31 protein-coding genes and 4 pseudogenes are annotated in these 25,657 nt (G+C 63.1%); 4 read left to right on the top strand and 31 right to left on the bottom strand.

Translation table 11 applies throughout. The features are described 5' to 3' along the window. Position 1: 1 nt before the first annotated feature. The 25 genes and pseudogenes from trbJ to AC3WJB_RS11005 all read right to left on the bottom strand — a co-directional run. Complete coding sequence (trbJ, locus tag AC3WJB_RS11125) at positions 2-730, bottom strand: P-type conjugative transfer protein TrbJ (RefSeq protein ID WP_492681531.1); 729 nt, start codon at positions 728-730, stop codon at positions 2-4. After that, entirely contained in the window at positions 727-3,153 is a 2,427-nt protein-coding gene (gene trbE, locus AC3WJB_RS11120; RefSeq protein WP_492681529.1) for a conjugal transfer protein TrbE, read from the bottom strand. The genes trbJ and trbE overlap by 4 nt, the downstream gene beginning before the upstream one ends. Positions 3,154-3,163: 10 nt before the next feature. Next, positions 3,164-3,430 (bottom strand): VirB3 family type IV secretion system protein, encoded by a 267-nt coding sequence (locus AC3WJB_RS11115; protein ID WP_492681527.1) that lies wholly within the window; start codon positions 3,428-3,430, stop codon positions 3,164-3,166. Further along, positions 3,427-3,768, bottom strand: a complete 342-nt coding sequence (locus tag AC3WJB_RS11110) for a TrbC/VirB2 family type IV secretion system protein (protein ID WP_492681525.1) — start codon at positions 3,766-3,768, stop codon at positions 3,427-3,429. Before AC3WJB_RS11110 ends, AC3WJB_RS11115 begins: the two co-directional genes overlap by 4 nt. Then, entirely contained in the window at positions 3,765-4,715 is a 951-nt protein-coding gene (trbB, locus tag AC3WJB_RS11105; RefSeq protein ID WP_492683186.1) for a P-type conjugative transfer ATPase TrbB, read from the bottom strand. The genes AC3WJB_RS11110 and trbB overlap by 4 nt, the downstream gene beginning before the upstream one ends. Positions 4,716-4,774: 59 nt before the next feature. Then, the gene (locus tag AC3WJB_RS11100; protein WP_492681523.1) at positions 4,775-5,242 is read right to left on the bottom strand and encodes a CopG family transcriptional regulator; all 468 of its coding nucleotides are present in this window, start codon (positions 5,240-5,242) and stop codon (positions 4,775-4,777) included. Next, positions 5,239-7,236: a conjugal transfer protein TraG gene (locus AC3WJB_RS11095; RefSeq protein ID WP_492681521.1), complete on the bottom strand. Its 1,998-nt coding sequence runs from the start codon at positions 7,234-7,236 to the stop codon at positions 5,239-5,241. The genes AC3WJB_RS11100 and AC3WJB_RS11095 overlap by 4 nt, the downstream gene beginning before the upstream one ends. Positions 7,237-7,455: 219 nt before the next feature. Continuing rightward, on the bottom strand, positions 7,456-7,701 hold the full coding sequence (locus tag AC3WJB_RS11090) for an EexN family lipoprotein (RefSeq protein WP_492681519.1): 246 nt from the start codon (positions 7,699-7,701) through the stop codon (positions 7,456-7,458). A gap of 42 nt (positions 7,702-7,743) precedes the next feature. Beyond that, positions 7,744-8,649: a LysR family transcriptional regulator gene (locus AC3WJB_RS11085; protein ID WP_492681517.1), complete on the bottom strand. Its 906-nt coding sequence runs from the start codon at positions 8,647-8,649 to the stop codon at positions 7,744-7,746. A gap of 144 nt (positions 8,650-8,793) precedes the next feature. Beyond that, the gene (locus AC3WJB_RS11080; RefSeq protein WP_492681515.1) at positions 8,794-10,032 is read right to left on the bottom strand and encodes an MFS transporter; all 1,239 of its coding nucleotides are present in this window, start codon (positions 10,030-10,032) and stop codon (positions 8,794-8,796) included. 36 nt (positions 10,033-10,068) lie between these two features. Further along, positions 10,069-10,764 (bottom strand): cytochrome c biogenesis CcdA family protein, encoded by a 696-nt coding sequence (locus tag AC3WJB_RS11075; RefSeq protein WP_492681513.1) that lies wholly within the window; start codon positions 10,762-10,764, stop codon positions 10,069-10,071. An 81-nt stretch (positions 10,765-10,845) separates the two neighbouring features. Further along, the gene (locus AC3WJB_RS11070; RefSeq protein WP_492681511.1) at positions 10,846-11,118 is read right to left on the bottom strand and encodes a thioredoxin family protein; all 273 of its coding nucleotides are present in this window, start codon (positions 11,116-11,118) and stop codon (positions 10,846-10,848) included. A 15-nt stretch (positions 11,119-11,133) separates the two neighbouring features. After that, positions 11,134-11,556 (bottom strand): heavy metal-responsive transcriptional regulator, encoded by a 423-nt coding sequence (locus AC3WJB_RS11065; RefSeq protein WP_492681509.1) that lies wholly within the window; start codon positions 11,554-11,556, stop codon positions 11,134-11,136. A gap of 218 nt (positions 11,557-11,774) precedes the next feature. Then, positions 11,775-12,002, bottom strand: coding sequence for a heavy-metal-associated domain-containing protein (locus AC3WJB_RS11060; protein ID WP_492681507.1), 228 nt, complete (start codon positions 12,000-12,002; stop codon positions 11,775-11,777). A gap of 66 nt (positions 12,003-12,068) precedes the next feature. After that, positions 12,069-14,525, bottom strand: coding sequence for a heavy metal translocating P-type ATPase (locus AC3WJB_RS11055; protein WP_492681505.1), 2,457 nt, complete (start codon positions 14,523-14,525; stop codon positions 12,069-12,071). Next, positions 14,522-14,926, bottom strand: a complete 405-nt coding sequence (locus AC3WJB_RS11050) for a heavy-metal-associated domain-containing protein (RefSeq protein WP_492681503.1) — start codon at positions 14,924-14,926, stop codon at positions 14,522-14,524. Before AC3WJB_RS11050 ends, AC3WJB_RS11055 begins: the two co-directional genes overlap by 4 nt. 115 nt (positions 14,927-15,041) lie before the next feature. Beyond that, positions 15,042-15,275: pseudogene (locus AC3WJB_RS11045) on the bottom strand (oxidoreductase dimerization domain-containing protein); the annotation flags it as partial. A gap of 81 nt (positions 15,276-15,356) precedes the next feature. Then, positions 15,357-15,533, bottom strand: a complete 177-nt coding sequence (locus AC3WJB_RS11040) for an oxidoreductase dimerization domain-containing protein (protein WP_492681501.1) — start codon at positions 15,531-15,533, stop codon at positions 15,357-15,359. A gap of 210 nt (positions 15,534-15,743) precedes the next feature. Next, positions 15,744-15,929: pseudogene (locus AC3WJB_RS11035) on the bottom strand (mercury(II) reductase); the annotation flags it as partial. Positions 15,930-15,970: 41 nt separating this feature from the next. Then, positions 15,971-16,102: a hypothetical protein gene (locus AC3WJB_RS11030; protein WP_492681499.1), complete on the bottom strand. Its 132-nt coding sequence runs from the start codon at positions 16,100-16,102 to the stop codon at positions 15,971-15,973. A gap of 129 nt (positions 16,103-16,231) precedes the next feature. Further along, a complete protein-coding gene (locus AC3WJB_RS11025; RefSeq protein ID WP_492681497.1) occupies positions 16,232-16,750 on the bottom strand; it encodes a DoxX family protein in 519 nt (172 codons plus the stop codon). Next, on the bottom strand, positions 16,741-17,547 hold the full coding sequence (locus tag AC3WJB_RS11020) for an HvfC/BufC family peptide modification chaperone (RefSeq protein WP_492681495.1): 807 nt from the start codon (positions 17,545-17,547) through the stop codon (positions 16,741-16,743). The genes AC3WJB_RS11025 and AC3WJB_RS11020 overlap by 10 nt, the downstream gene beginning before the upstream one ends. Next, complete coding sequence (gene bufB, locus AC3WJB_RS11015) at positions 17,522-18,355, bottom strand: MNIO family bufferin maturase (protein WP_492681493.1); 834 nt, start codon at positions 18,353-18,355, stop codon at positions 17,522-17,524. Before bufB ends, AC3WJB_RS11020 begins: the two co-directional genes overlap by 26 nt. A gap of 43 nt (positions 18,356-18,398) precedes the next feature. Further along, positions 18,399-18,728 (bottom strand): BufA1 family periplasmic bufferin-type metallophore, encoded by a 330-nt coding sequence (gene bufA1 / locus AC3WJB_RS11010; protein ID WP_492681491.1) that lies wholly within the window; start codon positions 18,726-18,728, stop codon positions 18,399-18,401. A gap of 230 nt (positions 18,729-18,958) precedes the next feature. Then, positions 18,959-19,150: pseudogene (locus tag AC3WJB_RS11005) on the bottom strand (IS30 family transposase); the annotation flags it as partial. Between the two features lie 5 nt (positions 19,151-19,155). Between AC3WJB_RS11005 and AC3WJB_RS11000 the strand changes: the two are divergent. Then, positions 19,156-19,269, top strand: a pseudogene (locus tag AC3WJB_RS11000) (IS3 family transposase); the annotation flags it as partial. A 19-nt stretch (positions 19,270-19,288) separates the two neighbouring features. On the opposite strand, the gene AC3WJB_RS10995 reads toward AC3WJB_RS11000, so the two are convergent. Together AC3WJB_RS10995 and AC3WJB_RS10990 are read right to left on the bottom strand one after the other, a co-directional pair. After that, complete coding sequence (locus AC3WJB_RS10995; protein WP_492681489.1) at positions 19,289-19,477, bottom strand: hypothetical protein; 189 nt, start codon at positions 19,475-19,477, stop codon at positions 19,289-19,291. Between the two features lie 330 nt (positions 19,478-19,807). After that, entirely contained in the window at positions 19,808-20,272 is a 465-nt protein-coding gene (locus tag AC3WJB_RS10990; RefSeq protein WP_492681487.1) for an RNA polymerase sigma factor, read from the bottom strand. Positions 20,273-20,666: 394 nt separating this feature from the next. Here AC3WJB_RS10990 and AC3WJB_RS10985 point away from each other — a divergent pair, with 394 nt between their 5' ends. Then, entirely contained in the window at positions 20,667-20,924 is a 258-nt protein-coding gene (locus tag AC3WJB_RS10985; protein ID WP_492681485.1) for a hypothetical protein, read from the top strand. Here the strand turns inward: AC3WJB_RS10985 and AC3WJB_RS10980 are convergent. From AC3WJB_RS10980 to AC3WJB_RS10965, 4 genes are all read right to left on the bottom strand, one after another. Continuing rightward, positions 20,917-22,323 carry a patatin-like phospholipase family protein gene (locus tag AC3WJB_RS10980; protein ID WP_492683184.1) on the bottom strand — a complete coding sequence of 469 codons (1,407 nt, stop codon included), beginning with the start codon at positions 22,321-22,323 and terminating at the stop codon, positions 20,917-20,919. The genes AC3WJB_RS10985 and AC3WJB_RS10980 overlap by 8 nt on opposite strands. 98 nt (positions 22,324-22,421) lie before the next feature. After that, the gene (locus tag AC3WJB_RS10975; protein WP_492681483.1) at positions 22,422-22,703 is read right to left on the bottom strand and encodes a DUF427 domain-containing protein; all 282 of its coding nucleotides are present in this window, start codon (positions 22,701-22,703) and stop codon (positions 22,422-22,424) included. A 14-nt stretch (positions 22,704-22,717) separates the two neighbouring features. Beyond that, positions 22,718-22,876 carry a hypothetical protein gene (locus AC3WJB_RS10970; RefSeq protein WP_492681481.1) on the bottom strand — a complete coding sequence of 53 codons (159 nt, stop codon included), beginning with the start codon at positions 22,874-22,876 and terminating at the stop codon, positions 22,718-22,720. A 168-nt stretch (positions 22,877-23,044) separates the two neighbouring features. Continuing rightward, positions 23,045-23,899 carry an AraC family transcriptional regulator gene (locus AC3WJB_RS10965; protein ID WP_492681479.1) on the bottom strand — a complete coding sequence of 285 codons (855 nt, stop codon included), beginning with the start codon at positions 23,897-23,899 and terminating at the stop codon, positions 23,045-23,047. A 155-nt stretch (positions 23,900-24,054) separates the two neighbouring features. On the opposite strand from AC3WJB_RS10965, the gene AC3WJB_RS10960 reads away from it, so the two are divergent. Both AC3WJB_RS10960 and AC3WJB_RS10955 read left to right on the top strand, forming a co-directional pair. Beyond that, on the top strand, positions 24,055-24,597 hold the full coding sequence (locus AC3WJB_RS10960) for a carboxymuconolactone decarboxylase family protein (RefSeq protein WP_492681477.1): 543 nt from the start codon (positions 24,055-24,057) through the stop codon (positions 24,595-24,597). Positions 24,598-24,745: 148 nt separating this feature from the next. Further along, entirely contained in the window at positions 24,746-25,495 is a 750-nt protein-coding gene (locus AC3WJB_RS10955) for a cysteine hydrolase family protein (RefSeq protein WP_492681475.1), read from the top strand. Positions 25,496-25,657 lie beyond the last annotated feature (162 nt).

The raw sequence follows: 25,657 nt of genomic DNA, 5'->3' as shown, positions 1-25,657 counted from the left end.
CTTAGTTGCCGTAGAAGTTCACGGGCTGCGGCGTGTACTGCGGGCCATTGCCGATGAAACGCGAACGCACCTGCTCGGCCTGCGCTTCGTCGGCCGCCGCACGTGCCTGGTTCAGCGCGGTTGCGCGGTCCTGCGACACGTTGAGCTGCTGGGCCTGGATCTCTTGGCGTGCGATCAGCGCAAGCAATTGGTTGGTGGCCTGGCTGGCCTGCAGGGCACCGACCGCACCCTGACTCTGCGTGACCAGCCCGCTCAAGACGCTCTGGTCCGACAGCAGATTCTGCGCGGCCTGCGACTGCATCTGTGTCGCGGTCTGCAACGCCTGCACCGAGGTTTGCCAGCGCGTTTGCGCGTCCTGCACCATCTGTGCGTTGGTCGTACCCGCACCGTAGGACGACGGATACAACCGGTTGAAGGTCGTCTGCGACTGCGTGACGTTGAAGGTCAATCCCTGCGCCTGTGCGATCAACTGGTTGGTGCTCGCCAGCGTGGCGAGCAACTGCGACAACGAGTTGTAGTTGAGGCTGGTGAGATTGCGGCCCTGATTGACCAGCATCGTTGCCTCGTTCTGCAACTGCTGGATCTGGTTGTCGATCTGTTGCAACTCGCGCGCGGCGGTGAGCAGGTTCTGCGAGTAGTTCGCGACGTCGAATACCGCCCACTGCGCGAAGCTGGCGGATGAACACGTGAACAACACGGCCGCAGCGGCGGCCAGCCAGGTTTTCTTCATGGCCGAATCTCCGATGACATGGGGAACGAGGGAATGAGGTCGGCGGCCCAATCGAGGCCGGCGTGGCGCAGCCAGGCACCGGCGAACCCCGGCGCACCGGCGTCGAGTAGCACGCGGTCGATGGCGTGCTGGTCCTGGGGCGTCGAGGTGCCGGCGAAGGCCAGTGCGATAGGCCCGAGGTCGAGGTCGAACAGGCGATTGCCCAGCCGCGACTGGTAGTAGTAGTCGCGCTTGGGCTCGGCGGTGGCGACGATTTCGATCTGCCGGCTGTTCAGGCCAAAGCCCTCGTAGATCGTGCGGATCTGCGGCTCGGTCGCCTGCGGGTTCGGCAGGAAGATGCGGCTCGCGCAGCTCTCGATGATCGCGGGCGCGATGCTTGAATCCTTGATGTCGGCCAGCGACTGCGTGGCGAAGACGACGCTGACGTTCTTCTTGCGCAACGTCTTGAGCCACTGGCGGATGCGCGCGGCGAACACCGGGTCATCCAGGAACAGCCAAGACTCGTCGAGGATCAGCAGCGTCGGCGCACCGTCGAACCGCTCCTCGAAGCGCGCAAAGAGGTAATGCAGCACGGCCAACACCGCGGCCTTGCTGTGCATCAGCTCATCCATCTCGAAGCCTTGCACGTCGGCGCAGCCCAAGCGGTCGTGGTCGGCATCGAGCAGCTTGCCGTGGGCGCCGCCGAGCACGTAGGGCGCGAGTGCCTGGCGCAATGCGTTCGATTGCAGCAGCACCGACAAGCCGGTCATCGTGCGCTGCTCCACCGGCGCACCGGCGAGACTCCCGAGCGCCGACCAGATAGTCGCTTTCTCGTCGGGACCGATGGCCACGCCTTCGTGCGACAAGCGGCCTTCGATCCATTCGCTGACCCAAGTGCGATAGCTCTCCTGGTCGATGCGTGCGAGCGGCTGAAAGGCAATGGCGCCGTCAGTACCGAGGTCGTAGTGCTCGCCGCCGAGCCCCAGGATCGTGGCGCGCATCGAGCGGCCCATGTCGAACGCGAAGATGCGCGCGCCGCGATAGCGCCGGAACTGCATCGCCAACACCGCCAGCAACACCGACTTGCCCATGCCGGTAGGGCCGACCACCAACGTATGGCCCACATCACCGATGTGCGTGACCAACCGAAACGGCGTGGCGCCCTCGGTGCGCGTGACGATCAGCGGCGGCCCATCGAGATGAGCGTTCTTCTCTTGTCCCGCCCACACCGCCGACACCGGCATCAGGTGCGCGAGGTTCAACGTCGAGATGATCGGCTGACGCACGTTGGCATAGGCATGGCCAGGCATCGAGGACAGCCACGCTTCCACCGCATTGAGCGTTTCGGGAATCGTCACGAAGCCGCGGCCCTGGATGACACGCTCGACCATGCGCAGCTTTTCGTCGGCGGCTGACGCGGCGGTGTCCGTCACGGTGACGGTCGTGGTCACGTAACCGAACGCCACCTGGTCGCTACCCAGTTCCTGCAGGGCGGCGTCGGCGTCACTCGCCTTGTTGCTGGCGTCGGTATCGACCAGCGGCGATTCCTGCTGGAAGATCGTTTCGCGCAAGAGCGCGACAACGTTCTTGCGCTTGGCGAACCACTGCCGGCGCAATCGGCCCAACTCTTTCTCGGCCTCGGCCTTGTCCAGGCACAGGAAGCGCGCGGACCAGCGGTACGCGAAACCGAGACGGTTGAGGTCATCGAGCATCCCCGGCCAGGTCGTCGTCGGGAAGCCTCGCACCGTCACCACACGCACATGCTGGTCACCCAGCATCGGCGCCAAGCCACCCACGAGTGCGGTGTCGGCCAGCAGCGCGTCCAGGTGGAACGGCACCTCGGGCACGCCGATGGCATAGCGGCGCGTCGAGATGCAGCCGTGCAGGTAGGTCAACGTCTCGCTGTCGTCCAGCCAGGCAATCTCCGGCATGACGCCATCGAGCAGATCGAACACGCGGTCGGTTTCGGCGACGAAGGCGGTTAGTCGTTCGTGCCAGTCCACGCCGCGGGTCGGCGTGTTCTCATAGAGCAGCTTGCCCGCGCGCGCCCGCGATTCCTCGGGCGGCAGGTACAGCAGTGTCAGGTAATAAGCGCTCTCGAAGTGGCTGCCGGTTTCCTCGAACGCCGCGCGACGTTCCTCGTCCACCAGCCAGGACAACGGTTCTGGAAAATTCGAGTGCGGGTAATCCGCGGCCGGCCGGCGTTCGGCCTCGATGAACAGCGCCCAGCCCGAGCCCAGCCGGCGCAGTGCATTGTTCAAGCGCGCGGTCGTGGCGACCAGTTCGCCCAGCGTCGCACTGTCCAGGTCTGGCCCGCGAAAACGCGCGGTGCGCTGGAACGCGCCGTCCTTGTCGAGCACCACGCCCGGTGCGACGAGCCCCGCCCACGGCAGCCAGTCCGCAAGCAGCGCGGGACGTTGGCGATATTCGGCGAGATGCAGCATGGCATCGGCCTCACACGTCCAGCAGCGGTCGATGCTTCAGGTGCCGCGCGAAGACGGGCATGAACTGCGGATCAACGCGCGCGCCCCACACGGCGAGCGAATGACCGATCAGCCACAGCGCGATACCAGGAATCCACAGTTGCAGGCCCAGCCCCACAGCGGCAGCCAGCGTGCCGTTGGCGATGGCCATGGTGCGCGGCGCACCGCCCATCAGGATCGGTTCGGTCAGCGACCGATGCAGCGGCACCTCGAAACCGGTGGCGGTGGACTCGTTCATGCCACCACCGCGCCGCCGGAGAACGAGAAGAACGACAGGAAGAAGCTCGACGCGGCGAACGCGATCGACAGTCCGAACACGATCTGGATCAGACGCCGGAAGCCACCGCTGGTGTCGCCGAAGGCGAGCGTGAGGCCGGTCACGATGATGACGATGACTGCGATGATCTTGGCGACCGGCCCCTGGATCGAATCGAGGATGGATTGCAGCGGGGCTTCCCACGGCATGTTCGAGCCGGCCGCGTGTGCGGCCGTCGCCGCCAGGCACATCAGCAGGAGCACCAGCCAAGGCCAGGCGTTACGGAAAAGCGGATCGCCGTAAAGACGGGTTCGTGTCATGACGCAACTCCTTGGATGGCGGATGAGGAAGCCGATGCACCGGGCGTCGCGTCGAGCCGATACCCTCGCTCGTCGAAACCGACGACACGGGCGATGTCCTGAATACGGCGGGCACGGCCGCGGCCGGCGATGAAGACGACGACGTTGACTGCCTCGGCGACCAGCGCGCGCGGCGGGGTCACGGCGACTTCGAGGATCAGTTGCTCCAGGCGCAGCAGCGCACCGTGCGCGGAACCGGCGTGGACCGTGGCGATGCCACCCGGATGGCCGGTGCCCCAGACCTTGACCAGATCGAGGGCTTCGCCGCCGCGTACCTCGCCGACGATCACGCGGTCGGGACGCAGCCGCATCGTGGCGCGCACGAGTTCGGTCATCGACACGACGCCCGGCAGCGTGCGCAGCGGCACGTGGTCGCGCGCTGCGCATTGCAGCTCGACGGTGTCTTCGAGCACCAGCACGCGATCGCCGGTAGCAGCGATCTCGGCGAGCAAGGCGTTGGCCAGCGTGGTTTTGCCGCTGCTGGTACCGCCGGCGATCAGGATGTTCTGGCGCTCGCGCACGGCGCACACAAGGAAACCCGCTTGCGCGGCCGTCATCATCCCGTCGGTGACGTAGCGTTCGAGCGGAATCACGCCGACCGCACGTTTGCGCAGCGCGAAGGCTGGCCCCGGTGCCGCCGGCGGCAGAATGCCCTCAAAGCGTTCGCCGGTCTCGGGCAGCTCTGCCGACAGCAGCGGCTTGCCGGCATGCACTTCGGCGCACACATGAGCAGCGACCAGCCGAATGATGCGTTCGCCATTGGCCGCGGAGAGCCGTACGTCCGTCGGTGAGCGCCCGCTAGACAGCCGGTCGATCCACAACGAACCGTCAGGATTGAGCAGGATCTCCACCACGTCCGGGTCTTCTAATGCGGCGGCGATCAGCGGCCCCATCGCTGTGCGCAGCATGCGCACACGTCGATCCAGCGATCGGGCGGCCGGTGTCAGCAGATCGTGTGGTTGCGCGCTCATGGCGCATCTCCCGGTGCCGGCGCATCCGCATTGGCGGCGATGTCACGCCGTACCGTGTCGGGCTGGATTTCCTCCACCAGCTCACGCACGAGGCTGTGTCCGCGCAGCAGATGGCGGCCCAGCTGTTCGATGAACTGGGCGAAGCGCGCCTTGCCTTGGGCGCGTGCCGCATCCTGATGCGCCTCCGGCACCGGGGTACTCACGGTCAGGAAGTAGCGGATGAACAGCGCCAGCGTTTCAATCTGGATGGACTGGTCGCGCTCCAGCCGCTCGAACTGGCGCGTGAGCCGGTCTAGCCGCTTAGCGATCGCGGCCTCGCGCTGATCGCCAGCATCAGGCGACAGCCAAGACGCCAGCGCCGCCGCGACGATGGACGACTTCGAGACGCCTTTCTTGGTGGCCAGCTCGTCGAGCCGCCGGGCGTGCTCGGGCGGGATGAAAAGATTGAGGCGGTATTGGCTCATAGCGGTATCCCGTCCGCCGGATCGAGCGTGGCCAGCCGCGCCGTACGTTGCAGGCGTGGATCGAGTTGGGCGGGAACCGGCAATGGCAGGTCATCGTCATCGAGCATCGCCAGGTCGTCGGCCACCCTCTCGGGCGCCGGGACATAGGCCACCTCGTCGGTCAACTCAGGCTGGCGCCGCAGGCCGCCGTCGTCGGTCGCGCCTTCAGGCAGCGTGATCGTTGCGGCAGGCGCACTCGGCATCACGGGAATGGGCAGTGCACTCCAGTCGTCAGCGCGCCGCGCCGGTGCATCGACATAAGCGCCGCTCGCCAACACCGGCGGCGCGAGCACGCGGCGCTTGAAGTTGGCATCGGCGTAGTAGCGCAGCTTCTTCGCACGGATCGGTGCATGGCCCGAGACCATCACCACGGCATCGTCGGGCGGGAGTTGCATCACTTCGCCGGGCGTCAGCAGCGGACGCGCCGTCTCCTGGCGCGACACCATCAAGTGGCCCAGCCACGGCGCCAGTCGGTGGCCAGCATAGTTGCGCTGCGCGCGCAGTTCGGTCGCGGTGCCCAGCGTCTCGGAAATGCGCTTGGCGGTGCGCTCGTCGTTGGTGGCGAACGTCACGCGCACATGGCAGTTGTCCAGGATCGAGTGGTTCTGCCCGTAGGCTTTGTCGATCTGGTTGAGCGACTGCGCGATCAAGAAGCTGCGGATGCCGTAGCCGGCCATGAAGGCCAGTGCGGACTCGAAGAAGTCGAGCCGGCCGAGTGCCGGAAACTCGTCGAGCATCAGCAGCAGACGATGTTTGCGCGCGATACCGTCGGAGCCGTCCAGCGATTCGGTGAGCCGTCGGCCAATCTGGTTGAGGATCAGCCGGATCAGCGGCTTCGTGCGGCTGATGTCGGATGGCGGCACGACCAGGTACAGCGACACCGGATGTTCGGCCGAAATCAGGTCAGCGATGCGCCAATCGCAACGCGCGGTGACTTCGGCCACCGTGGGATCGCGGTAGAGACCCAGGAATGACATCGCGGTGGACAGCACGCCCGAACGCTCGTTGTCGCTCTTGTTGAGCACTTCACGCGCGGCGGAGGCGACGACCGGATGCGGCGCCTCGCCCCGGTGCTTCGTCGTCATCATCCGGTGCAGCGTCAGCTCGAACGGACACGCCGGATCGGAGAGGAAGTTGGCGACGCCGCGCAGCGTCTTGTCGCTGCCGGCGTAGAGCACGTGCAGGATCGCGCCGACCAGCAGCGCGTGACTGGTCTTTTCCCAATGGTTGCGCCGCTCCAATGCGCCTTCGGGATCAACGAGGATGTCGGCGATGTTCTGCACGTCGCGCACTTCATGCACGCCGCGTCGTACTTCCAGCAGCGGGTTGTAGGCAGCGGAGCGCACATCGGTAGGGTTGAACAACAGGCAGTGCGAGAAGCGCGCACGCCAGCCGGCGGTGAGCTGCCAGTTCTCCCCCTTGATGTCGTGGACCACAACCGAGGCCGGCCAGGTGAGCAGCGTCGGCACCACCAGGCCCACGCCCTTGCCGGAGCGTGTCGGCGCGAAGGTCAGGACATGCTCGGGGCCGTCGTGCCGTAGGTAGCGATCACGATGGAGGCCGAGAAAGACGCCCGCGGTGCCGGTCAATCCGGCCTTGCGGATTTCCCTTGCGTCGGCCCAGCGCGCCGAGCCGTAAGTGGTGACGCGTCGCGACTGCCGCGCGCGCCACACCGACATGCCTATGGCGACGAACGCGGCAGTGAAGCCGCTCGCCGCGGCGATGGCGCCACCCTTGAGGAACAGGCGCGGCGCATAAGCGTCGTACCAGTACCACCACTCGAACAGCCGCCACGGGTGGTAGAAAGGCATGCCAAACAGGTCGAACCAGGGCACGCCGAGGCGTAGTTGATAGCCCAGGTGTACGGCGGTCCATTGGGTTGCAGCCCATGTTCCCGCGACCACGATACTGATCACCGCCAGTATCTGGCCGAACAGCACACTGGCTCCGTTCATGCCGGCCTCCGACTTGCCCCATCGTCATTGCGGCAGGACGTGCCGCGACCCGGAGCTTCGGTGCCTTGGTCAGTGCCGGTCAAAGACCGTTATCGCGATAGCGAAGATCGAAAACGCAAAATTTCTAGCGGGGAAAACGTACAGCGCGTCACAGGGTTTGTGCGCGCACGACGGCGTAGCCAGCAACACATCGACATCATGTGTCGCCTTGCCAACAATTCAGAACTTCGGCACTTTCTTGGATGGGGTGTATTGCGAGCCGTTGCCCATGAACAAGCGATGCCGCGCTTCAGAAGCGGCATTGCATTCGGCCGCGCCCATCTTCGCGTAGTTGTTCGCGCACTGCTGTTCGACTTCGCGCAATCGGTCGGGATACGCCACCAACGAATCCACAGTATCAGTGGGCGCGGCCCTGCTGCACGCCGCGAGCATGGCAGCCATCAACATCATGCCGATCTTGTTCATAAGGCATCCTCCTGCGACATGAGGCCAGGCCATTGAGGCGCATTACGGTTTGTCGCCTGGCAAAAGGGCTTGATCGGATCTAACTCGATCGATGAAATGGCGCAATGGCTCGGACGGCTCACCGTCTGGGTGCAACAGATACGTCGTCAACATGACGGCACGGCCGGCCAACGGTCGCGTGACGACCTCGGGATGGCGAAAGTCCTCGATGTGGGTCGCGTTGGTGAGACCGATGCCGTAGCCTGCCGCAACCAGTGCAATCAGCATGTCGTGCGTGCGCACATGATCGGCCACGATCGGCTCGGCATCCACGGTACGCAACACACGCTCGATCTGCCGCGCACAGCCCTCACAGGCTTCGGGATCGCAGAGCACCAGCGGGTAGCGCAGTACGTCCTCCAGCGGAATACGCTTGTGCACCAGCAAGGGATGACGCGCTGGCACGGCTGCCACCAGCGGATCGCGCCACACCGGCTCAACGAGGATGCCGTCGCCTACCTCGTCCGACTGAGCAAAGCCCGCATCGTAAAGATCGCTGCGCAATCCCTTGACCTGTTGCGCGAACGGCGTCTGGAACAAACGGGTCTCCACTTCCGGTTCCTCCGCCCGACATTGGGCCAGGAGTGCGGCCAGGCGCGATGGGACAATGCCGTCGGACACGGCGATGCGCAGCATGCCGTGGTAGCCGTTCGCGGCCGCCTTCACATTGTCCCGGGCTTGGTCGAGCGCGGCGAAGACGCGGCGCACGTCTTTGAGGAAAACCTGACCGGCCCAGGTCAGGCGGGTGCTGCGCGTGGTGCGCTCGAACAACTGCACGCCTAGGTCGAACTCGAGTTCCTTGATGGCGCGCGATAGCGGCGATTGCTCGATATGAAGTCGATCTGCCGCGCGAGCAAAGTGGAGTTCTTCGGCGACGGCTAGAAAGCGGCGCATATGACGAAGTTCCACCGAACGATCTCCTAATTGATAGTGCCGAATGGCCGTTTCGGTCCAATGCGAGCATCAGCAGCGGAGACGGCCTTTTTCGGTAGCAAGCGACGCACACGGCGTATCTCATTCGGTACGGAAGGCCCCCCCCTCTCAAATCCTTACCTAGCGAACTCCACTGGTGGATGACCGGCTTGTCGCCGCGTATGGGATCTCAGAACGAAACAACCAGAGCGACGCAGCAGCGAATATCAACTCAACAGCCGCAAACATGCCCAAAGCGGTTCCAAAACCGAAGCGAAGCACCGCGCCGAAAATGAGGCTACCTAGGCCGAATCCAACGAATAACGTAAATACGTTCAAACCCATAGCCTGTCCGGGGCGCTTGCTCCCGAGCGACGTGACAATGCCCGCGAAGAGTGGTTGGGTCGTGTCGTAGCCTAGGGACAGCACCATCGCCACGACCGGTGCGAGGATCAGCGGGAAATCCAGGAGCAGGGCCGCCGCGCCGAGCGTGCTGAGTCCCAGCCCAATTGGCAGCAACCTGGCGCGCCCCCACTTGTCCGCCGCCCGGCCGATCAGCGGTCCAAACAGAAAGCCAGGCACGCCGTAACCGAGCAACGCCAAACCAATTCCGACCGGCCCAAGGCCATAGCGCCGTTCGAGATACACACCGAGCCATGTGAAAACCCCCGAATGGAACATCGAGTTTACGAACACATAGCCGTAGGTGCGCTGCCCGCGTGAAGTGCCGAGCAGGGTTAGGTAACCCCGAAAGAGATCTCCGAGCGTACCGCCGACCGGCTGCATCGCGGTCGCAATGAGGTAGCGATGGGGCAGAAACAGCATTAGGGCAATTCCCCCCGCCGCCCCGACCAGCAAGAAAAGACCTCGCCAGCCGACGACGGGCATCAGCATCGCGCCCAACGGCGAGCCGAACGCCATACCTCCGGCCATGGCACCAAATAGCCAGCCGAGCGGGCGTCCGCGTTGTTCATAGGGGAAGAGCCGGCCAACCAGCACGAGCGCGAGTGGCACGACACCGCTGGTCCCCAGTCCCGTCAGAACGCGCCACAGCGCGATCTGCGCGATGGACGTCGATGTCGCCGTCAAAGCCGTGAGTACTGAGAATGCTGCCAGGGAGGCAAACATGACCCGCTGCACTCCGAGCCGATCTGCCAGCAGACCGTAAACCAAGGTCGCGATCCCGAAGGGAATCAGGTAGGCCGGCACCACCAAACCAACGGTCTGCACCGAGGCCCCGAAAACGTTCGAGAGTGCCGGAATGATCGGCGCAACCATGTACGCCTGGAAAAAAATCACGAAAGTGGCGACCGCAAGCATCCGCAGCAAGCGTTCCCTTTCACGATGCGTCTGGGCGCGCGCGACGGCCTCATGCAACATGTTGATGTCTCCGCCCAGTCAGGGAGTGAGTACGGCCTAGATGGCCAGTTGGGGAATGACAAAAAAATACGCGTTCAGCATGTACAACCCGGCCAGCACCAGCGTGATCGCACCAGCCACCTCGAATGCCTTCTGGTAACGCTGAAGTATCGCGAGATTCTCCAGCCAGCCCACCGCTGCGGCGCCCAAGATGACGGGGACTGCGCGCCCTATCGCAAACGCAAACAGGAGCGTCGCGCCGAACAGGGGCGATCCGATACCCGCCGCGATACCGAGCAGCACCACAAGCGCAGGCGTGCAAAACGGGCAGACCGCGACGGAAAAGGCGGCGCCCAGTGCGGCAGCCCCCCAGCCGCTGCTGGCCCGTTTTCCGCGAAGCGAAATCGATGGCAACGGCAGCCTGATCCATCCAGGCCACATCAGCCCCAGCAGAATCAGTGCGGGCCCCAGGACAAGGCCCCACTTCCGGTCAACCAAGTGCGCGATCCATAGTCCTCCAAAGCCGGCAATCAGCCCCAGTAACGTCTGGATGACCACCATCCCCAGAACGAACAGGCCGCCGTACAGGATTGCTGTTCTCGGTTCGCGCGATTTCGTCACGTACGCGAGGGACACCGGAATGGAGGCCAGTGCAACCGGGTTGAAGGTGAACACAAATCCCAGCAGAAATCCGACCCCAAGCGATGCGAGGCTTGCCTGCTCGAGCATGACGCGCAATGACTCAATGTTCATGTGGTGCTTCCAGGGGCTGTTCCAGGTTTAGCTTGCCGGTTGGCACACGCGTCTCGCGTGCTTTCGTTGCGGGGTCGGTGACTACGTCCGTTCGCGTTCAAGTCGCCGTACCAGCTCGTCGCGAAGTTGTGCGGCGCTGGGCAGTTTCGCGAACACCAGTTCGCCATCAATCGCCATCGACGGCGGGGTCAACACGCCGAGTTCCACGGCGTAATCCAGTTCATCGAGCAGGTTTACGTCGCGCCAGGTCACACGACGCGCGCCGAACGTCTGGGCGATGGCTTTGAGGCTATCGCGGCTGCGATCGCAGTGGCTGCAGCCTGGCGTCGAAAACACTTCGATCCTGATGCTCATGGCCCGCATCCCTAGCTAGTGTGACTCGCGCTGCTGGTTTGCCATGCTGGACTCCAGCGCGGCCAGAATGGGACAGTCATCCAACGGCCTGCCTTCGTCCGTGCAGATCTCGATCAGCTCGCTCAACGCGTGGGACATCGCTTTCATCATCTTGATCTTCTGTTGGAGCTGCAGCTTCTTGCTGATCGCGAGGCCACGTACGTCGCTGCAGCACGAGCGGTCGTCGGCCTTCATCTCAAGCAGCTGCCGGATTTCCGACAGCGTCATGCCGCAGTGCTGGGCTTGCCGGATGAAGCCCAGGCGACGCACCGCGTCCTCGTCATACATTCGATAGCCGGCTCCGGTCTTTTTTGCGGGTGTCAGCAGGCCTTCCTCCTCGTAGAAGCGGAGGGTATCGGTGCTGACGCCGGCAAGCTTCGCCAGCTTCCCGATGGTCATCCCGGCGCGCGTCTGAGGTGTCTCACTGCGTGGATCGGTCCGGTGCCGAGGCTCAGGTGCAGGACTTGCCGCGGGGGGCGCTTTCACGCCAGCGCGGTCTCGTTTGCTCACGTTGATAGGTGCACGCACGGCTGATTCTCCAATGGCGGCAATCCCAACCCGTATGCCAAACCCGCGCAAACGCGGCCTGGCTCAATGAAATGACGCGGCGTGGCCATTCAACCGACGATCAGGGTCTTGTAACCAGCCTCGCCCAGGCATGCAGCAAGCGCGACCGTGTCGACCGTCGTCGCGTCAAACAGCACGGAGATACGCTGGTCAAGGGCCTGTGCGTGCACCTGCCGTACGCCCCCCAGCGGTGTAAGCAGTCGCGTGACACGCTGCTCGCATTTCTCGCAATTGAGGCGCTGGTCGCCGACGACTTCGAATGTGACGGACTTGAACATTGCTGAAACCTCCGTTTAGTGGCGCGACATACGCCGCGCGCTGCTTTCCGCGTGACTTGTTTTTCGTCAGGATGTGGTTGCGCTGGATGGCGTCTGAGGCGGATGCCCGACCGCACGGATGGCCTCGAAGAAATAGTCACCTCGGCCCCACAACGAGTTGATAAAGATCGCGGTCACGCTTGCGGCCATCGCAACCATGCCCCATATCGGATGGATGAGTCCGGTGGCGGCCGCTGGAATCCCGATACCGTTGAACAGGAAGGCCAGCGAGACGTTCTGCACGATCTTGCGATAGCTGTTGCGACTGACCGCATAGGCCTCCAGTACCGCACCGAGCCGCTGGTTGAGGATGACTACGTCGGCTGACTCGATCGCAATGTCAGCGCCGCTGCCGAAGGCAATGCCGACATCGGCTTGCATCAGTGCCGGTGCGTCGTTGATGCCGTCGCCAACCATCGCCACCCGCGCATCCTTCTGCAGCTCCCGGATCAAGACGGCTTTCCCGGCCGGCAGCACACGTGCATGCACTTCCTGGATCCCGGCGGCACGAGCGAAATGGTGTGCCGCCTGTTCGTTGTCGCCCGTGATCAGGCTGGTGCGGATACCGAGTGCGTGCAGGCGACGCACAGTGTCGGCCGCGTCGGGCCGCAGTGCATCGCCTAGCGCCAGCAGACCGAGTAGAACGCCGTTGCGCGCCACGCCAATCACGGTCAATCCGGGTGCTTCCAGCTCATTGATGCGTTCGTGCTGGGCCGCGAGATCGACGGCTTCGGCCGCGAGAAACGACGGGCTGCCGACCAGCAGCGTTGTCGTGCTCAACTGCGCGCGGACGCCCTGGCCGGTGATGGCTCGGAATCCCTCGACTTCAGGCAGTGCAAGACCACGTTTAAACGCTTCCTCCACCACCGCCCGCGCGAGTGGGTGCTCAGAAAAAGCCTCTACCGCTGCGGCAAGCGCGAGCAGTTCGTCCTCGGTGCCAGTCGTAGCGGCGATATGCCGCAACGCGGGGCGGCCTTCGGTCAGCGTGCCGGTCTTGTCGAACACCACGCGGTTCACGCGTCGCAGCGCCTGAAACGCTTCGCCGGTGCGCATCAGCACGCCGCGTTCGGCCGCTTCGCCTGCCCCGCGAACGATCGACAGTGGGGCCGAAATCCCCACCGCGCACGGGTAGCCCATGACCAGCACGCTGAGGCCCGCAAACACAGCGCGCTGCAGATCTGGCGTGGCGCCGATCAGCAGAGGACCGACGAGCCAGAACAGGGCCGCGGCGGCGGCGATGAACAGCACGAGCGGTGTGTACACGCGCAGCACGCGGTCCACCAAATGCAGTAAGCCGGGTTTAAGGGCGCGGGCGTCCTCGACGCTGCGAATCACCTGCCTGAGAAAACTGTCTTCCCCGACTACACTGACACGCACGAGCAGCGTGCCGTGTCCGTTCAGCGCGCCACTCACGACCCGGTCTCCGCTGCGCTTCTCGACAGGTAGCGGCTCACCGGTGACGAGCGATTCGTCCACGTCCGATTCACCCGATTCGACCTGGCCGTCAACCGGCACGCGACCGCCTGGGCGGATACGTACCAGGTCGCCGACGCGCACCTGTTCGAGCGGCACCTCGCGTTCCTGACCATCTCGGACGAGACAGGCAACGTCAGGTTCGAGGTCCAACAGCTTCTTGACCGCCTGCGAACTGCGGGTTTTGACAATCAGGGACAGCCATTCGGAAAAGATGTGATAGCTGAGCACCATCACCACCACCGCGAAAAACGCTTCCGTCGGATAGCCTACGGGGTGTAATGCCAAGCCGATCAACCCACCCGCCAGCCCTGCGAAGGCCCCGAACTCCACCAGCACGTGCTGGTTGAGAATGCCACGCCGCAGCGCCATGAACGCCATTCTCACAATGTGTTGGCCCACCCCGAAGATGAGCACCAGCGCGAGCGCGCCGGTAAGCCAGGGGACAGACGCGCCGAACGTGCTACGCAGCTTGAAGTAATAGATCGTTGCGCCGAACGCCGCGAGCAGAGCCGTGCCAGCCAGCGCACGCTGCAGACCGTAGCCGCGCAACACGACGAAGGCGAATGCGACGAGGCTCACGAGAGAAAACATGCAAAGCACAAACCAGGCGCTGTCGACCGGGTAGCCGACCAGACCCATCGAGGCGATGCTGGCCGTCAGGGCGGTCAGGAAGCGGCCACGCTCGCGCACCAGCGCGTGTTCTTCTTCATCGTACGGACGCAGCTTGCGTGGATCGGAAACCGTATAGCCAATTTCCTTGAGCGTCCGCAGCAGATCCTCGGCGCGGGCCACGTTTGGGTCGTACTCGATCAGCGCCTGTTCGTGGGTCAGGCTTACCGCGACCTTGTCAACGCCGGGTCGCTTGCCCAGCGCCTTTTCGATCGTGCCAGTGCAGAGCGAACAATGCAGTCCACCGATGCGCGCGCGGATGCGCCGCCGGCCAGGCAGATTGGAGGGTTCTTCGCTCCAGAAAGGCGGAGCGGCTTCAACGGTCGTTGTAGCTGTCATGATGCCACCTCGGTATCGAACCCAAGCTCCTTGAGCCGCGCCTGTATTTGATCCGCAGTCAGCAATCCCGGATCAAGTGTGACCGCGACTCGCTGGGTCTCAGCATCCGCGGCCACATGCCGTACACCCGGCATGCGCTGCAGTGCAAAGTGAATGCGGGTTTCGCAACCGCCGCAGTGGATTCGCTCGTCGCCGATCACGGTAAAATCGATCCTGTTTCTCATGAATGACTCCTTTCGATTAGCCGCGATCGGCGCTTTGTCTTGTGTAGGCGCTCTGCCAAGCGGTGCCGCGTTATGTGCATGCTGCACCTTGGAGTGCACCCCAAAGTCAAGAGGAGATTGTCGGCTGACGAAGACATGCGCACGACATCGGCCGTCGACGATCAGCGAATCGCTCATCAGTCAACGCGACGCACCCACCCAAAGCACTCCGCAGATGGGCGCAGTGACGCATTGCGGCTGCATTGAAACTGCCAGTGGGCAGTCTCCTGTCCGGCGATGCGCTTCGATTCGGGTACGGGAACAACTGGTCAGCAAGTTCCTGCACCGTCATGCGTGCCCGGATGGCCAGTGCGGCGGTCTGAATGATCTCGCTTGCTTCTGGTGTGACTGCCTGCACACCGATGAGCCGGCCGCTGCCGGCCTCGGCGACCAGCTTGATAAACCCATAGGTGTCGAAGTTGACGAATGCCCGCGGCATGTTGTCGAGTGAAAGCGTGCGGCTATCGGTCTCGATACCTTTCAGGTGATCCGCTCCTCCATCTGTTGGACAAGCAACACACGATCGCGAAGCCCCTGCCGGGCTAGGCGCCATTTCTAAGGCGAATGCTCAGAGCATGTAACCAATGTCGAAGGCGCCGGTTGGGTAAGCGAATATCGTGCTCTTCAGGTCCGCAGCGGTGAGATCGTGGCGGATCGCGAGTGCGAAGAGATAGATGGCGTCTTCGGCATACGGACCCACGAGATGGGCGCCCAATATACGATCGCTGGCCTCGTCGACCAACACCTTGAATCCGTAGACGGGCTCTGCCGCTTGGCGTGCCGTGAACCAGTCCGAGGCCTTTTGCTATTTGATTTTGAACTTCAGTCCTCGTTCGCGAGCTGTGGCTTCGCTCAGCCCCACGGTCGCCATGGGCGGGATGGTGAAGACGACGCTCGGCAAGCCTCGATAATCCGGTTTCCGATGATTGCCTTTGAGGAGATTCGCGGCCACCACGTGAGCGTCGTGGCTCGATAGGCCCACGGTCGCGACCTGGGGCTCGGTGAACACCACCGCTGGCATAGTGGTCAAGTCCAGCACCGCTTCACCACCGGTCATGTTGATGGCCGCGCGCGTGCCGGCCGCCGCCGCCACGTAGACGAACTGTGGCTGGTCGGTGCAATCACCAGCGGCGTAGATGTCCACCGGTGCCAGCGCGGCGATTCCGTCCATCCGTGATCGCTTCACTGCAGACCGGCTGAATTGCCTACCATACCGATCGCATCTGCAGCAGCCGGCGGCACGCACCAATCGACACCTGGGGTGGCCATGATCACCCACACGCGGGTCTGGTTGCCGTCGACCCCAACACTCATGCTGACGCACCGCGGGCGTAACTACCCCGAACATCCACGCCGCACGCGCCACAACTGTGTACGAAGCGCCGATGTCACGGACCCGTGTGGGAGCGCCTGCCATGGCTAGGTCGCCGTGCAAGGCAGCCACTACAACGTGGGTTCCCGCGTGCTGCGGCGCAGGCCAAGGGTCTTACCGATACGCATGAACAATGCATCCAGCGACAACCGCCCCGGTCCCTGCGCGATCACGGCCAGCAGCATCAAGCCCCAGATCTTGTGGTCGGCGAAGTCCGAGGTGTTGAACAGCCCCGTCCAGAAACCGTGTGGCCACAGGGCCGGGAACGAGGCGAACGCGATGATGTTGTAGACGAACAGGAACAGCGCTGACAGCCGACCGAGCAGGCCGAAGGCGATGAACCACGGCACGATAAGTTCGATCCAGGTGCCCAGCATCGCCGCGAAATCTGACGGCAGCAGCGGCACCTGATACATCACGTTGAACAGAAACCGCGTGCCCATCGGGTCTTCGAACTTGACCACGCCGGCGTGCCAGAAAGCTAGTGCCACCCAGATGCGCAGGAACAAAAGCGTGAACGGGCCAACCCAGGCGGCGAGCCAGTCGGCGCCACGGGCGTAGTCATCGGTCAGGCGTTGTATCAGTGGCATGGCACGGGTTCCTCGTTCGGGGCGGTTGGGTACAGGGCAACGATTAATCGGTGCCCTGCCAGATTGTCGAGACACGCTGGTAAATCGAAGTTAGGGTCAATGGCAAGCGCCACGGCGCGCGCGAGCCCCACGGACTTGCCACGCGACAACGCGTCGACGCAGGCGAAGCTGGCAGCATCCGGCGTGGCCATCGCGACCTCACCGCCCTCGCGCCACAACACCACTTGTTCGCCAGCACCCGTCAATTGCAGGCCTGCGGGTGTCGGGGCTGTCGCGTAGCGCCAGATCGTTAGCACCGGATGCCGGCTGGCAAGCAAGTGGACACCCGGGTGCAGGTCAATCTTGAGCGATCCGTCGGTGTGCACCTGTTGCTGTGCGACGGCCTCCGGCGGGACCGGTTCGGCATCGGCCGCGAGCGCACTCAACTGGCGCTGCCATTCCAGCCGCGCGACATCAGGCACGTAAAGGAACCCGGAAAGCGATGAAAGCGATTCCAGATAGTCAGCAAAGTCAGCACCAAAGCCTTGCAGGTTGCCGTGCATCGACGGATGCGCGTGACGGTAGTCGCGTGCGGTTTGATTAAAGAACGCCGCACCGACCACGGCCAGTACCGCGGGGTAGGCGGCGCGCAGCGCACCGGTCTGAATCTCGTTGCAACTGTGGCGGTAGATGCGCAAGCGAGCGGACGGTTCCAGTCCATTGCCGGCTATCGTCTCGACCGGACCGGGCGTGGTGTCGTCGTAAAGCGCCGCGAGGAAACGCCGTTGAAGTTCAGACAGTACTGATACAGCTTGCATCCAGCACCTTCTGCGCGTGGGCCGCCTCGTCCAGCAATACCTCGAGCTCGGGGATGTCCTGATCCCATTCGATCAGAGTCGGCGTCGGGCCGAACAGCTCGATCGCCTCGGCGTACAAATCCCATACTGCCGCATCCACCGGGCGGCTATGCGAGTCGATCAACAGTGGCACCGGAAGGCCCTCTTTGCGGGTGAAACCGGCCAGATGAATTTCCTGGATTGCTTCGCGTGGCAGCGAGCGCAGATACACGTGCGGATCGAAACTGTGGTTGACGCTGTTGACGTAGATGTTGTTGACGTCGCACAGGAGGCCGCAGCCGCTGCGCCGTACCACTTCGGTCACAAATTCCCATTCGGTGTATTCGCCGCCACGAAAGCGCAGATACGTAGAGACGTTCTCGACCAGGATCTGGCGCTTCAGAGTGTCCTGCACCTGCCCGATCCGCAACACCATCAAGGTCACCGCTTCTTCGGTGAACGGCATGGGCAGCAGATCATTACTGTGGCGCCCGCCGATCGCACCCCAGCACAAGTGTTCCGACACCAGCTCCGGTTGGTAGTGGTTTACTAGCGATCTCAACCGTTGCAGGTGGGTGCTATCCAGCGCATCGGCGGAACCCAGCGACAATCCAACACCGTGCAGGCTCAAGGGGTAGTTGGCACGGATCTGTTCCATGGCGTGATGCAGGCCGCCACCGGCAGCGAACAGGTTCTCGCTGTGCGTCTCCAGCCATGCGATGCGTGGGCGCTCGATCAGCACACGCGTGACGTGGGGCGCGCGCAGACCGATGCCGACTGCGACCGGCATCGGTTGCACGCCCGTGGCGGCTCGATTCGTCACGGGGTGACGCTCAGGCCTTGGTCAGGCTGCCGCCGGCGATTTTCGTGCACAGCCCTGCGGGCATGGCGACGAAGGCCTGCGGATCGCTGGCCTTGGAATCCTGGCCGGCACAGGAATGGCCTGGTGACTGGCAGTCATTCTTGTAGGCAGCGTTGACTCCGTAGCAGGTCGCATATTTCATCTTCTTCATCATCGTCATGGTTTTTTGCTGCTGCATCTGCATCATTTGCGGCGTCATTTGCATCATCGGTTTCTGCGCGAGCGCAACCGAAGCTACTGACGCCATGCCGAGGGTGGCGGCACAGGTCAGGGCGGTCTTGAGAAGTTGGGTGCTGTTCATGAATTTGTCTCCATGGATAGGACCGGAATGGCCCCAGTACCCCATAGAGGCCGTCAGGCGGCAAAAGGATTCACGGGTAGCGCGAACCTTCTGCCCGGGAATCATGGAGGCTGTTTCGCGTGGGTTGCTGCGCTGACGCAGGACGGACTCATCGCCCTTCCACGACGCCAGCATAAGGCTTCAGCTGCAGGAAAGCGGACCGTCGTGTATGACCGCAACGGGTGGCGGATTCAACCGATCGACGCAACGGTTTGCCGATACAACTCCGCTAGTGCCACATAGCCTAGCGTTTTCCTGGGGCGTTCATTCAACTTTCGATCCATTGCTTCGCGTTTGGCTTGCGACACGTTCGAGAGATCCATCCCTTTGGGAAAGTACTGCCGCAGCAGTCCGCTAGTGTTCTCATTCGAACCACGTTGCCAGTGGCCGTTGGCGACGAGAGTTGGAGACCGACAAGACCAAGGCTTTCATTGGCCCAGGTGTCCCCCGGGATCAGGAGATGGCCACGCTCAAACGCGAGTCGGCCCGGGCGGAGAGAGAATCGCACGGGACCAAACACGTTAGAGCAGCAAGAAGCCGGCCGCGAGCAACAGCGAATGAGCCTGATGCCAGGCATCCAGACCCTGTTGCCGCGCCTTCAGGATCTTAAGGCTGAGCTGGTGCTGCAAACCCAGTGCAAAGAACGCCACTACCGCGCCCAACAGCACGATGCCGATCAGCCAGCGAATCGGTGTGTGTCTACCTGTCATGCGATGGGAGCGCCTGGGAAATCGTTGATGGTGGGCCAGCCAATAGATGCTGCGCGCGGACGATTTGTACTTGCGGTGAGCCGGCGCGTATACCCGAACTGGGGCAACCTGTGCCGCATGAATCACCCGTCACCAGACTATCCTCTCTGGTCTTCGCTGACTCGGCGGTTGTGGTTACGCGACGATCGATCACGCCCCGCCCCGTCCGACACGGCCCGACCAACCGATCCGCGGCACGGTCAGCCTGAGCGTACCCGCGCGAAGATCGCGCGCCGGGGTCGCTCGCTGCAGCGCTGGTCGCGTTGCCTGTCGTTGCGAATCGATACGCCATCAGCCTTTCAGGTACTCCTGCACCATTTGCCGGCCGCGGTGGATGCGGCTTTTTACGGCCGGCCGGGTCAACAGCAACTGGTCGGCAATCTCGCTGATCGAGAATTCCTCAAAATCACGCAGGATAATCGCCTCGCGGTATTTCTCCGGCAGCGACTGGATCGCTGCCGCCAGATCGCCGCGCAGTCCAAAGTGATCTGTGTATACCTGCGCTGGCAGCTTTTCGTTCTCCATGGCCAGTTCGCCATGCATGGCGCGCCAGAGGCGGTGGCATTCGCGACGCACGATTGAAAACGTCCACGCCGGAAACGCCGCCACCGTGCGCAACGCACCGATGCGCCGATAGATCAGCAGCAGCGATTCCTGCACGGCATCATCCGGGTCCACACTACTGGAACACTGGCTCTGTGCAATGCGCTGCAGGTCCGGCCGGCAATGGCCCAGCAACAGTTCCAACGAAGCCATGTCGCCTTGTCGGGCTGCTTCTACAAGCAGTGGATCGTGCCGCATGCTGTCCTCGTTCCTGCGACAGGGTCGCCGCGTGTTATGGGTGATTTCCGACTTATGGAGCATCCGCCGGGTGCAAAGGATTCAAAACCCATTGCTGCCATAGCATCGCAGCTCTGGTCGGGCTGAACACGCGTCTCGGCACCAGGCAAGGATCGCGCAGACAGCCAATCGGACGAGAACCGCCCCGGACCAACGCCGATGGCGCTCTGGTCCAACTCTCGCGATGGTGGAAATGACTTCCAGTCAGCCCAACCCCGGAAGCCGTTCGGCTACATCCTAGGGACAACGCCACGACCACGCGTGCAACTCACCCGACTGTTCGGCAAGCGAGTCGCGGCTACATTCCGAAGTGCTTGCTTCGCGGCAGTCGGCCGCGTCGCTGCCGCACCTGCTGGCCTGGATACCGCTGGAAATCGCGCTGGCGCCACGGCTGTCAGGCGTGATCGGCGCGCTGCCACCCACAGGGGCCGAAATTGCGCTTGCCACCCTGCTGCTGGCCGTCAACGGCGTGTCGCTGGTGTTCGACGCGCTCGATTCGTGGCGTTGGCTGCGAGGCGAACGCGACATGCCGGGACATCCTTGTCACCGGTCAGGCGCCATCACCTGAGTGGCACCGAATCCACTTCGGCTTTCGCATCGATGGCCGGGGCGGCTGTTTCCGCCGCATCGCTGCGCAGTTCACGCAAGAACCCCTGAAACTCCGGTGCCTGCATCAACAACCGGGCAGACAGGGCACGCAACGCATCGACTTGGTCGGGATGCAAATGAAACGTGGTCGGCATCGCGTTGAAGCGCTGCCGCGCGACGGGGTCCGTGATCTGGTTGAAGGTCAGTACGGCAAAGTTCACATTCACCTTGGGCGCGGTCGGCGCGCGCATCGCGTTGACGTGTTGCGCCCACATCAGAAAGCCACCCTTCGCCAACGCCGCAGTCTCATTGTTGAGAATGCCCAGCGCGACATCGAACGAGGCGGGCACGGTGTCAGTGAGGATTGGCCCGCGGCCGCTCTCCGACCATGAATAGGGCGCATAGACCTGCGCATTGGCGACGACGACCAGCACGTGCCGCACGCGACGCAGTTGTTCGAGCGTGAATGCGCCGGTCATGTCCGGCACGTTGCCGTACTGCGCCACCGGACTCATCATCGAGCCGCGCACGCCGAGATTGTCGGTCACGCCGCCGTGGACCAGGCGCAGTATCGGCATCTCTTTCGAATCGTCGTAGCGCGACAAGGCCAACGCCACGGCGTAGCGGCACGCCAGCAGGTCGTCGTGCGCCAGCGATTGCGCCACCCACGGTTTATGGCGTTGCGGACAATCGGAGTAGTTTCGCAGTGCGATCGGCGCGAACGGCCCGGGCACCGTCGCCGAGGCCATCACCGCGTTGGCCACCGGGTAGGTCGACAGATCTGAGCACCGGAAATCAAACTGCGGCTGGATGAAGGAAAAGGTAGTGGCGTTGTTCAGCTCGCTGGCATTGAGGATGATCATTGGCAGGCCGGCCGACGACATGTCGGCGAACGTCTTGCCAACGAGCAGCGTGCGACTGAGGTGGGCCGCGACCAGATCGCTGCGGTTGTAATAGGCATTGGCGATCGAGAGCAGATGATCGGGTCGCCGCAGCAGACCCACCAGCTCACCCTGCCAGTTGCGATACAGGAAGCGGGAGGGAAAGCCGTCAAATATGCGGTCGCCGAACAGGCCGTAATACGCGGCGGTGTAGCTACCGCCCGAGACCGAGGTGATGACGTCCACCAGATCCAGCAGCCGTGTCGGTTGCCCGTCCACCGCGATGACGGTCTCGCGCAGCTTTTCCAGCACGCCGTAGCTGAAGGCCGCCGCGCGCGTGCCACCACCGGAGAAGGCCAGCACGACAAAGGTGTCGCGGGAAGCGTGTGCGAAGCGCGTGCTGAACTCGTAGCGATCCTCCACCCCGACCGGCTTGATCCGCGTGTTCCACACACGGGTGGCGCATCCCGTCAACCCGCACAGGGCGACGCCGAGCAACAGCCATCCCGTACAGCGCCGACGCCAATGGCCGATTACCGAACTGCTGATGCGCCTTTGCGAGGGATTCGCGGTGCGCTCCGGGCTGTCGTCCCGCGTCAGGCTTGCACGGTCACGCCTTGCCAGAACGCAACATGACCCCGGATTTCCGCTGCCGCCGATTTGGGCTCCGGGTAATACCAAGCTGCTCCGGGATTGACCTCCTCGCCCACGACCACATCGAAATAGCTGGCCGTACCTTTCCAAGGACATACAGACTGCTGACTGCTGTCATGGAAATGCTCACGCTTGAGCGACTCCGGTGGGAAGTAGTGATTGCCCTCGACCAAAACGGTGTGGTCGCTTTCAGCGATGACGCTGTCTTTCCAGATGGCACGCATGATTTTCTCCAGGTTCAAGTTTTATCGATGATATCCGGCGGGCTTGCGTGACGCTCTTGCGAGAACGTGTCCAGCGCGTCGCCATTTCCTGCACGGGTGCGAATCTCGATCTCTCTGTTCAGCGCCCGGTGCACCGAGCAGCGATCGGCGATCTCCAGCAGCTGCTCGCGCACGACTGGATCGATTGAATCGGGCAAGTGAGGACGCGTACAGCGGGCTGAGCAAGCCAGGGATTCACGGCCCGTGTTCACGCGGGGGAGTGGCCGTGAACTGATGTGCCCGCTGTACAACGTTCTCACTGGTATAGAGCAGACCAACCACCGATCGGATTCAGCGCTGTATCACGACGTGCGCAGCGCGCCTGGCGAACGCCCGTGGAAGCGCTTGAAGGCACGGCTGAACGCCGCCTCGGTCGCATAGCCGGCAATCACCGCTGCCTCGGCCACACTGACGCCACGCTCCGCCAGCGCCGCGTGTGCCTGTTGCATGCGCAAGGCCGTGACATAGTCGATCGGGGATGTCCCCACCGATTGCGCGAAGCGACGCGCGAACGCGGCACGTGACAGATGCACCGTGTCGGCAAGTGTGGCGACCGTCCACGCTTGCTGCGGAGCGTGGTGCAAGGCCAGCAGCGCGGGGCCCAGATGAGGGTCGGAAATTGCAGTCAGAAGCCCCTGCTTGACGGTGCCTGCCGCGAGGCATTGCCGCAGTGCGTACATGAACAGCGCATCGGCAAGCTTGTCCATCAAGACCACGGCACCGGGACCGCCGGCTTCCGCTTCGGCAATGATCAGTTGCAGCAAGGCCGCCGGGGCGCCGGACGATCCACTATGCGGACTCGGCTCGCGGCGCAGCAACATCTGCGCCGGCAACGACGCCAGCAGTATCTCCGCCAGCGGCGATTCGAACTCGAAGTAGCCACACAACAACAACGTCGTCGCGTCGCTAGCGTCATCCAGCGAGGCGATCAGGCAGTGGTCCTGCGGGCGGTTGAACAACACCGCGTCACCAGCGTGCAAGATCACCTCGTTGGATGCCTCGCCGTAGTGCATTACGCAGCGACCGCTGGCCACCAGATGAAACATCGCCTTGCGCTCGTACTCGCCATCAACCACCCACTGTCCACAGTGGGTGGACTGATGGAATACGCGCGTTTGCAAGTGCAAATGGCGCATCAACGCACTCAATTCGTCCACAGCCGCTCCCGATCAATCAAGACGCCCAGACAAGCATGCGCGCGCTGCGGGCATGGTTACAGCGCTGTCTCACTGCCAAAGTATGTCCATGGCCTTAGCGACATGCGACCGGCCGCCTATCCAATGAGGGAGTACCACCCATGAGCGAATTTACCTTGCACACCCCCGACTCCGCTCCCGAGGCAGCGCGCGCGCTGCTACAGGGCGCCCAGAAGCAGATGGGGTTCGTGCCCAATCTGTACGCCAACCTTGCCAACGCGCCAGCGGCTCTGGAAGCCTATCTGAGCCTCGGCGCACTGTTGGACAAGACCTCGTTCAACCCGATTGAACGTCAGGTGGTGTTGTTGACGGTCAGCGTAGAAAACGGCTGTGAATTCTGCGTCGCTGCACACTCGATGATCGCGCGCAAGATGGCCAAGGCCCCCGATGCCGTCGTCGACGCGCTGCGCAACCGCACCGCGTTGCCGGACGCGCGGCTGCAGGCACTGTCTGTGTTCACCCGCACCATGGTGAAGGAGCGTGGCTGGGTCATCGGCGCGCCACTGGAAGCCTTTTTCAAAGCCGGCTTCACGCATCAGCAGGCGCTGGAAGTCGTACTCGGTGTGACGATGAAGACACTCAGCAACTACGCCAATCACCTGATGGGGACTCCCACCAACGTCGAGTTTTCCGGCGAGGCGTGGAAGCGCCAGGCCTAGTTCGACGGCAATTCGCAATCGCCACGCGCTTCCGCGCGGATTAAACCCTACGCCGTGGCTTTCACCAGTCGGGCAGCGGAAGGGCGTGGCCGTGCCGGCCGTGAATTCAGGTCCACTTAGAACGAATCGGAAAACTGGAGAGAAAACCATGTATTACCTGCAAAAAGCCATCGCCATCGTCGCGATTTCCGCGGGACTGGGAATGGCGGCCATCCCGGCCCATGCCCAACTACCCAAAACAACCATGCAGGTCGACCGGGCCAATACGGCACTGGTGATCATTGATCCGCAAGTCGATTTCCTCAGCCCCAAGGGGGTGACATGGGCTCTGGTGGGCAAGAGCATTCAGGCAAATCACACCGTCGAGAACCTTGACACCCTGTTCAAGGCCGCCAAAGACAGCAACATGCAGGTGCTGATCTCGCCGCACTACTACTACCCGTGGGACCACCACTGGAAATTTGGCGGGCCGCTGGAAGTGGCGATGCACAAAATGGGCATGTTTGACCGCAAAGGCCCGCTGAACCTGGAGGGGTTCGAGAATTCCGGCGCCGACTGGATGCCCCAGTACAAAAAGTACATCAATGACGGCAAGACCATCGTCACCAGCCCGCACAAGGTTTATGGGCCGGAAACCAACGACCTAGTGCTGCAGCTTCGCAAGCACGGTATCTCGAAAGTGATTCTTGCGGGCATGTCGGCCAACCTTTGCGTCGAAAGCCATTTGCGCTACCTGCTGGAGCAGGGCTTTGAAGTTGAAGTGGTGAAGGACGCCACCGCCGCCGCGCAATTGCCCGGACTGGACGGCTACGCCGCTGCGTTGACAAACTTCCAGATGATTGCGAATGACGTCGTAAGTACTAAGGAAGCGAAGGACGCCATCATCGCGTCCAAGTAAGCACCGTCCGCCTGGATAAGCCACCACCTCAAGGGCGGCTTATCCGAGTCGATTGCATCGAGTGCATGCAAAAGCATGCGTGTCCGCGCTTGCACCGACAGGCAATATGCAGACGCAGGTCACGACCGACCACGGAACGAGTCATGACCGGTGTGAGGCATT

The sequence above is a fragment of the Rhodanobacter sp. FW510-R10 genome, assembly GCF_058781105.1.
Note: the sequence above shows the minus strand (reverse complement) of the source record. Positions and strands in the feature narration are given on the sequence as shown.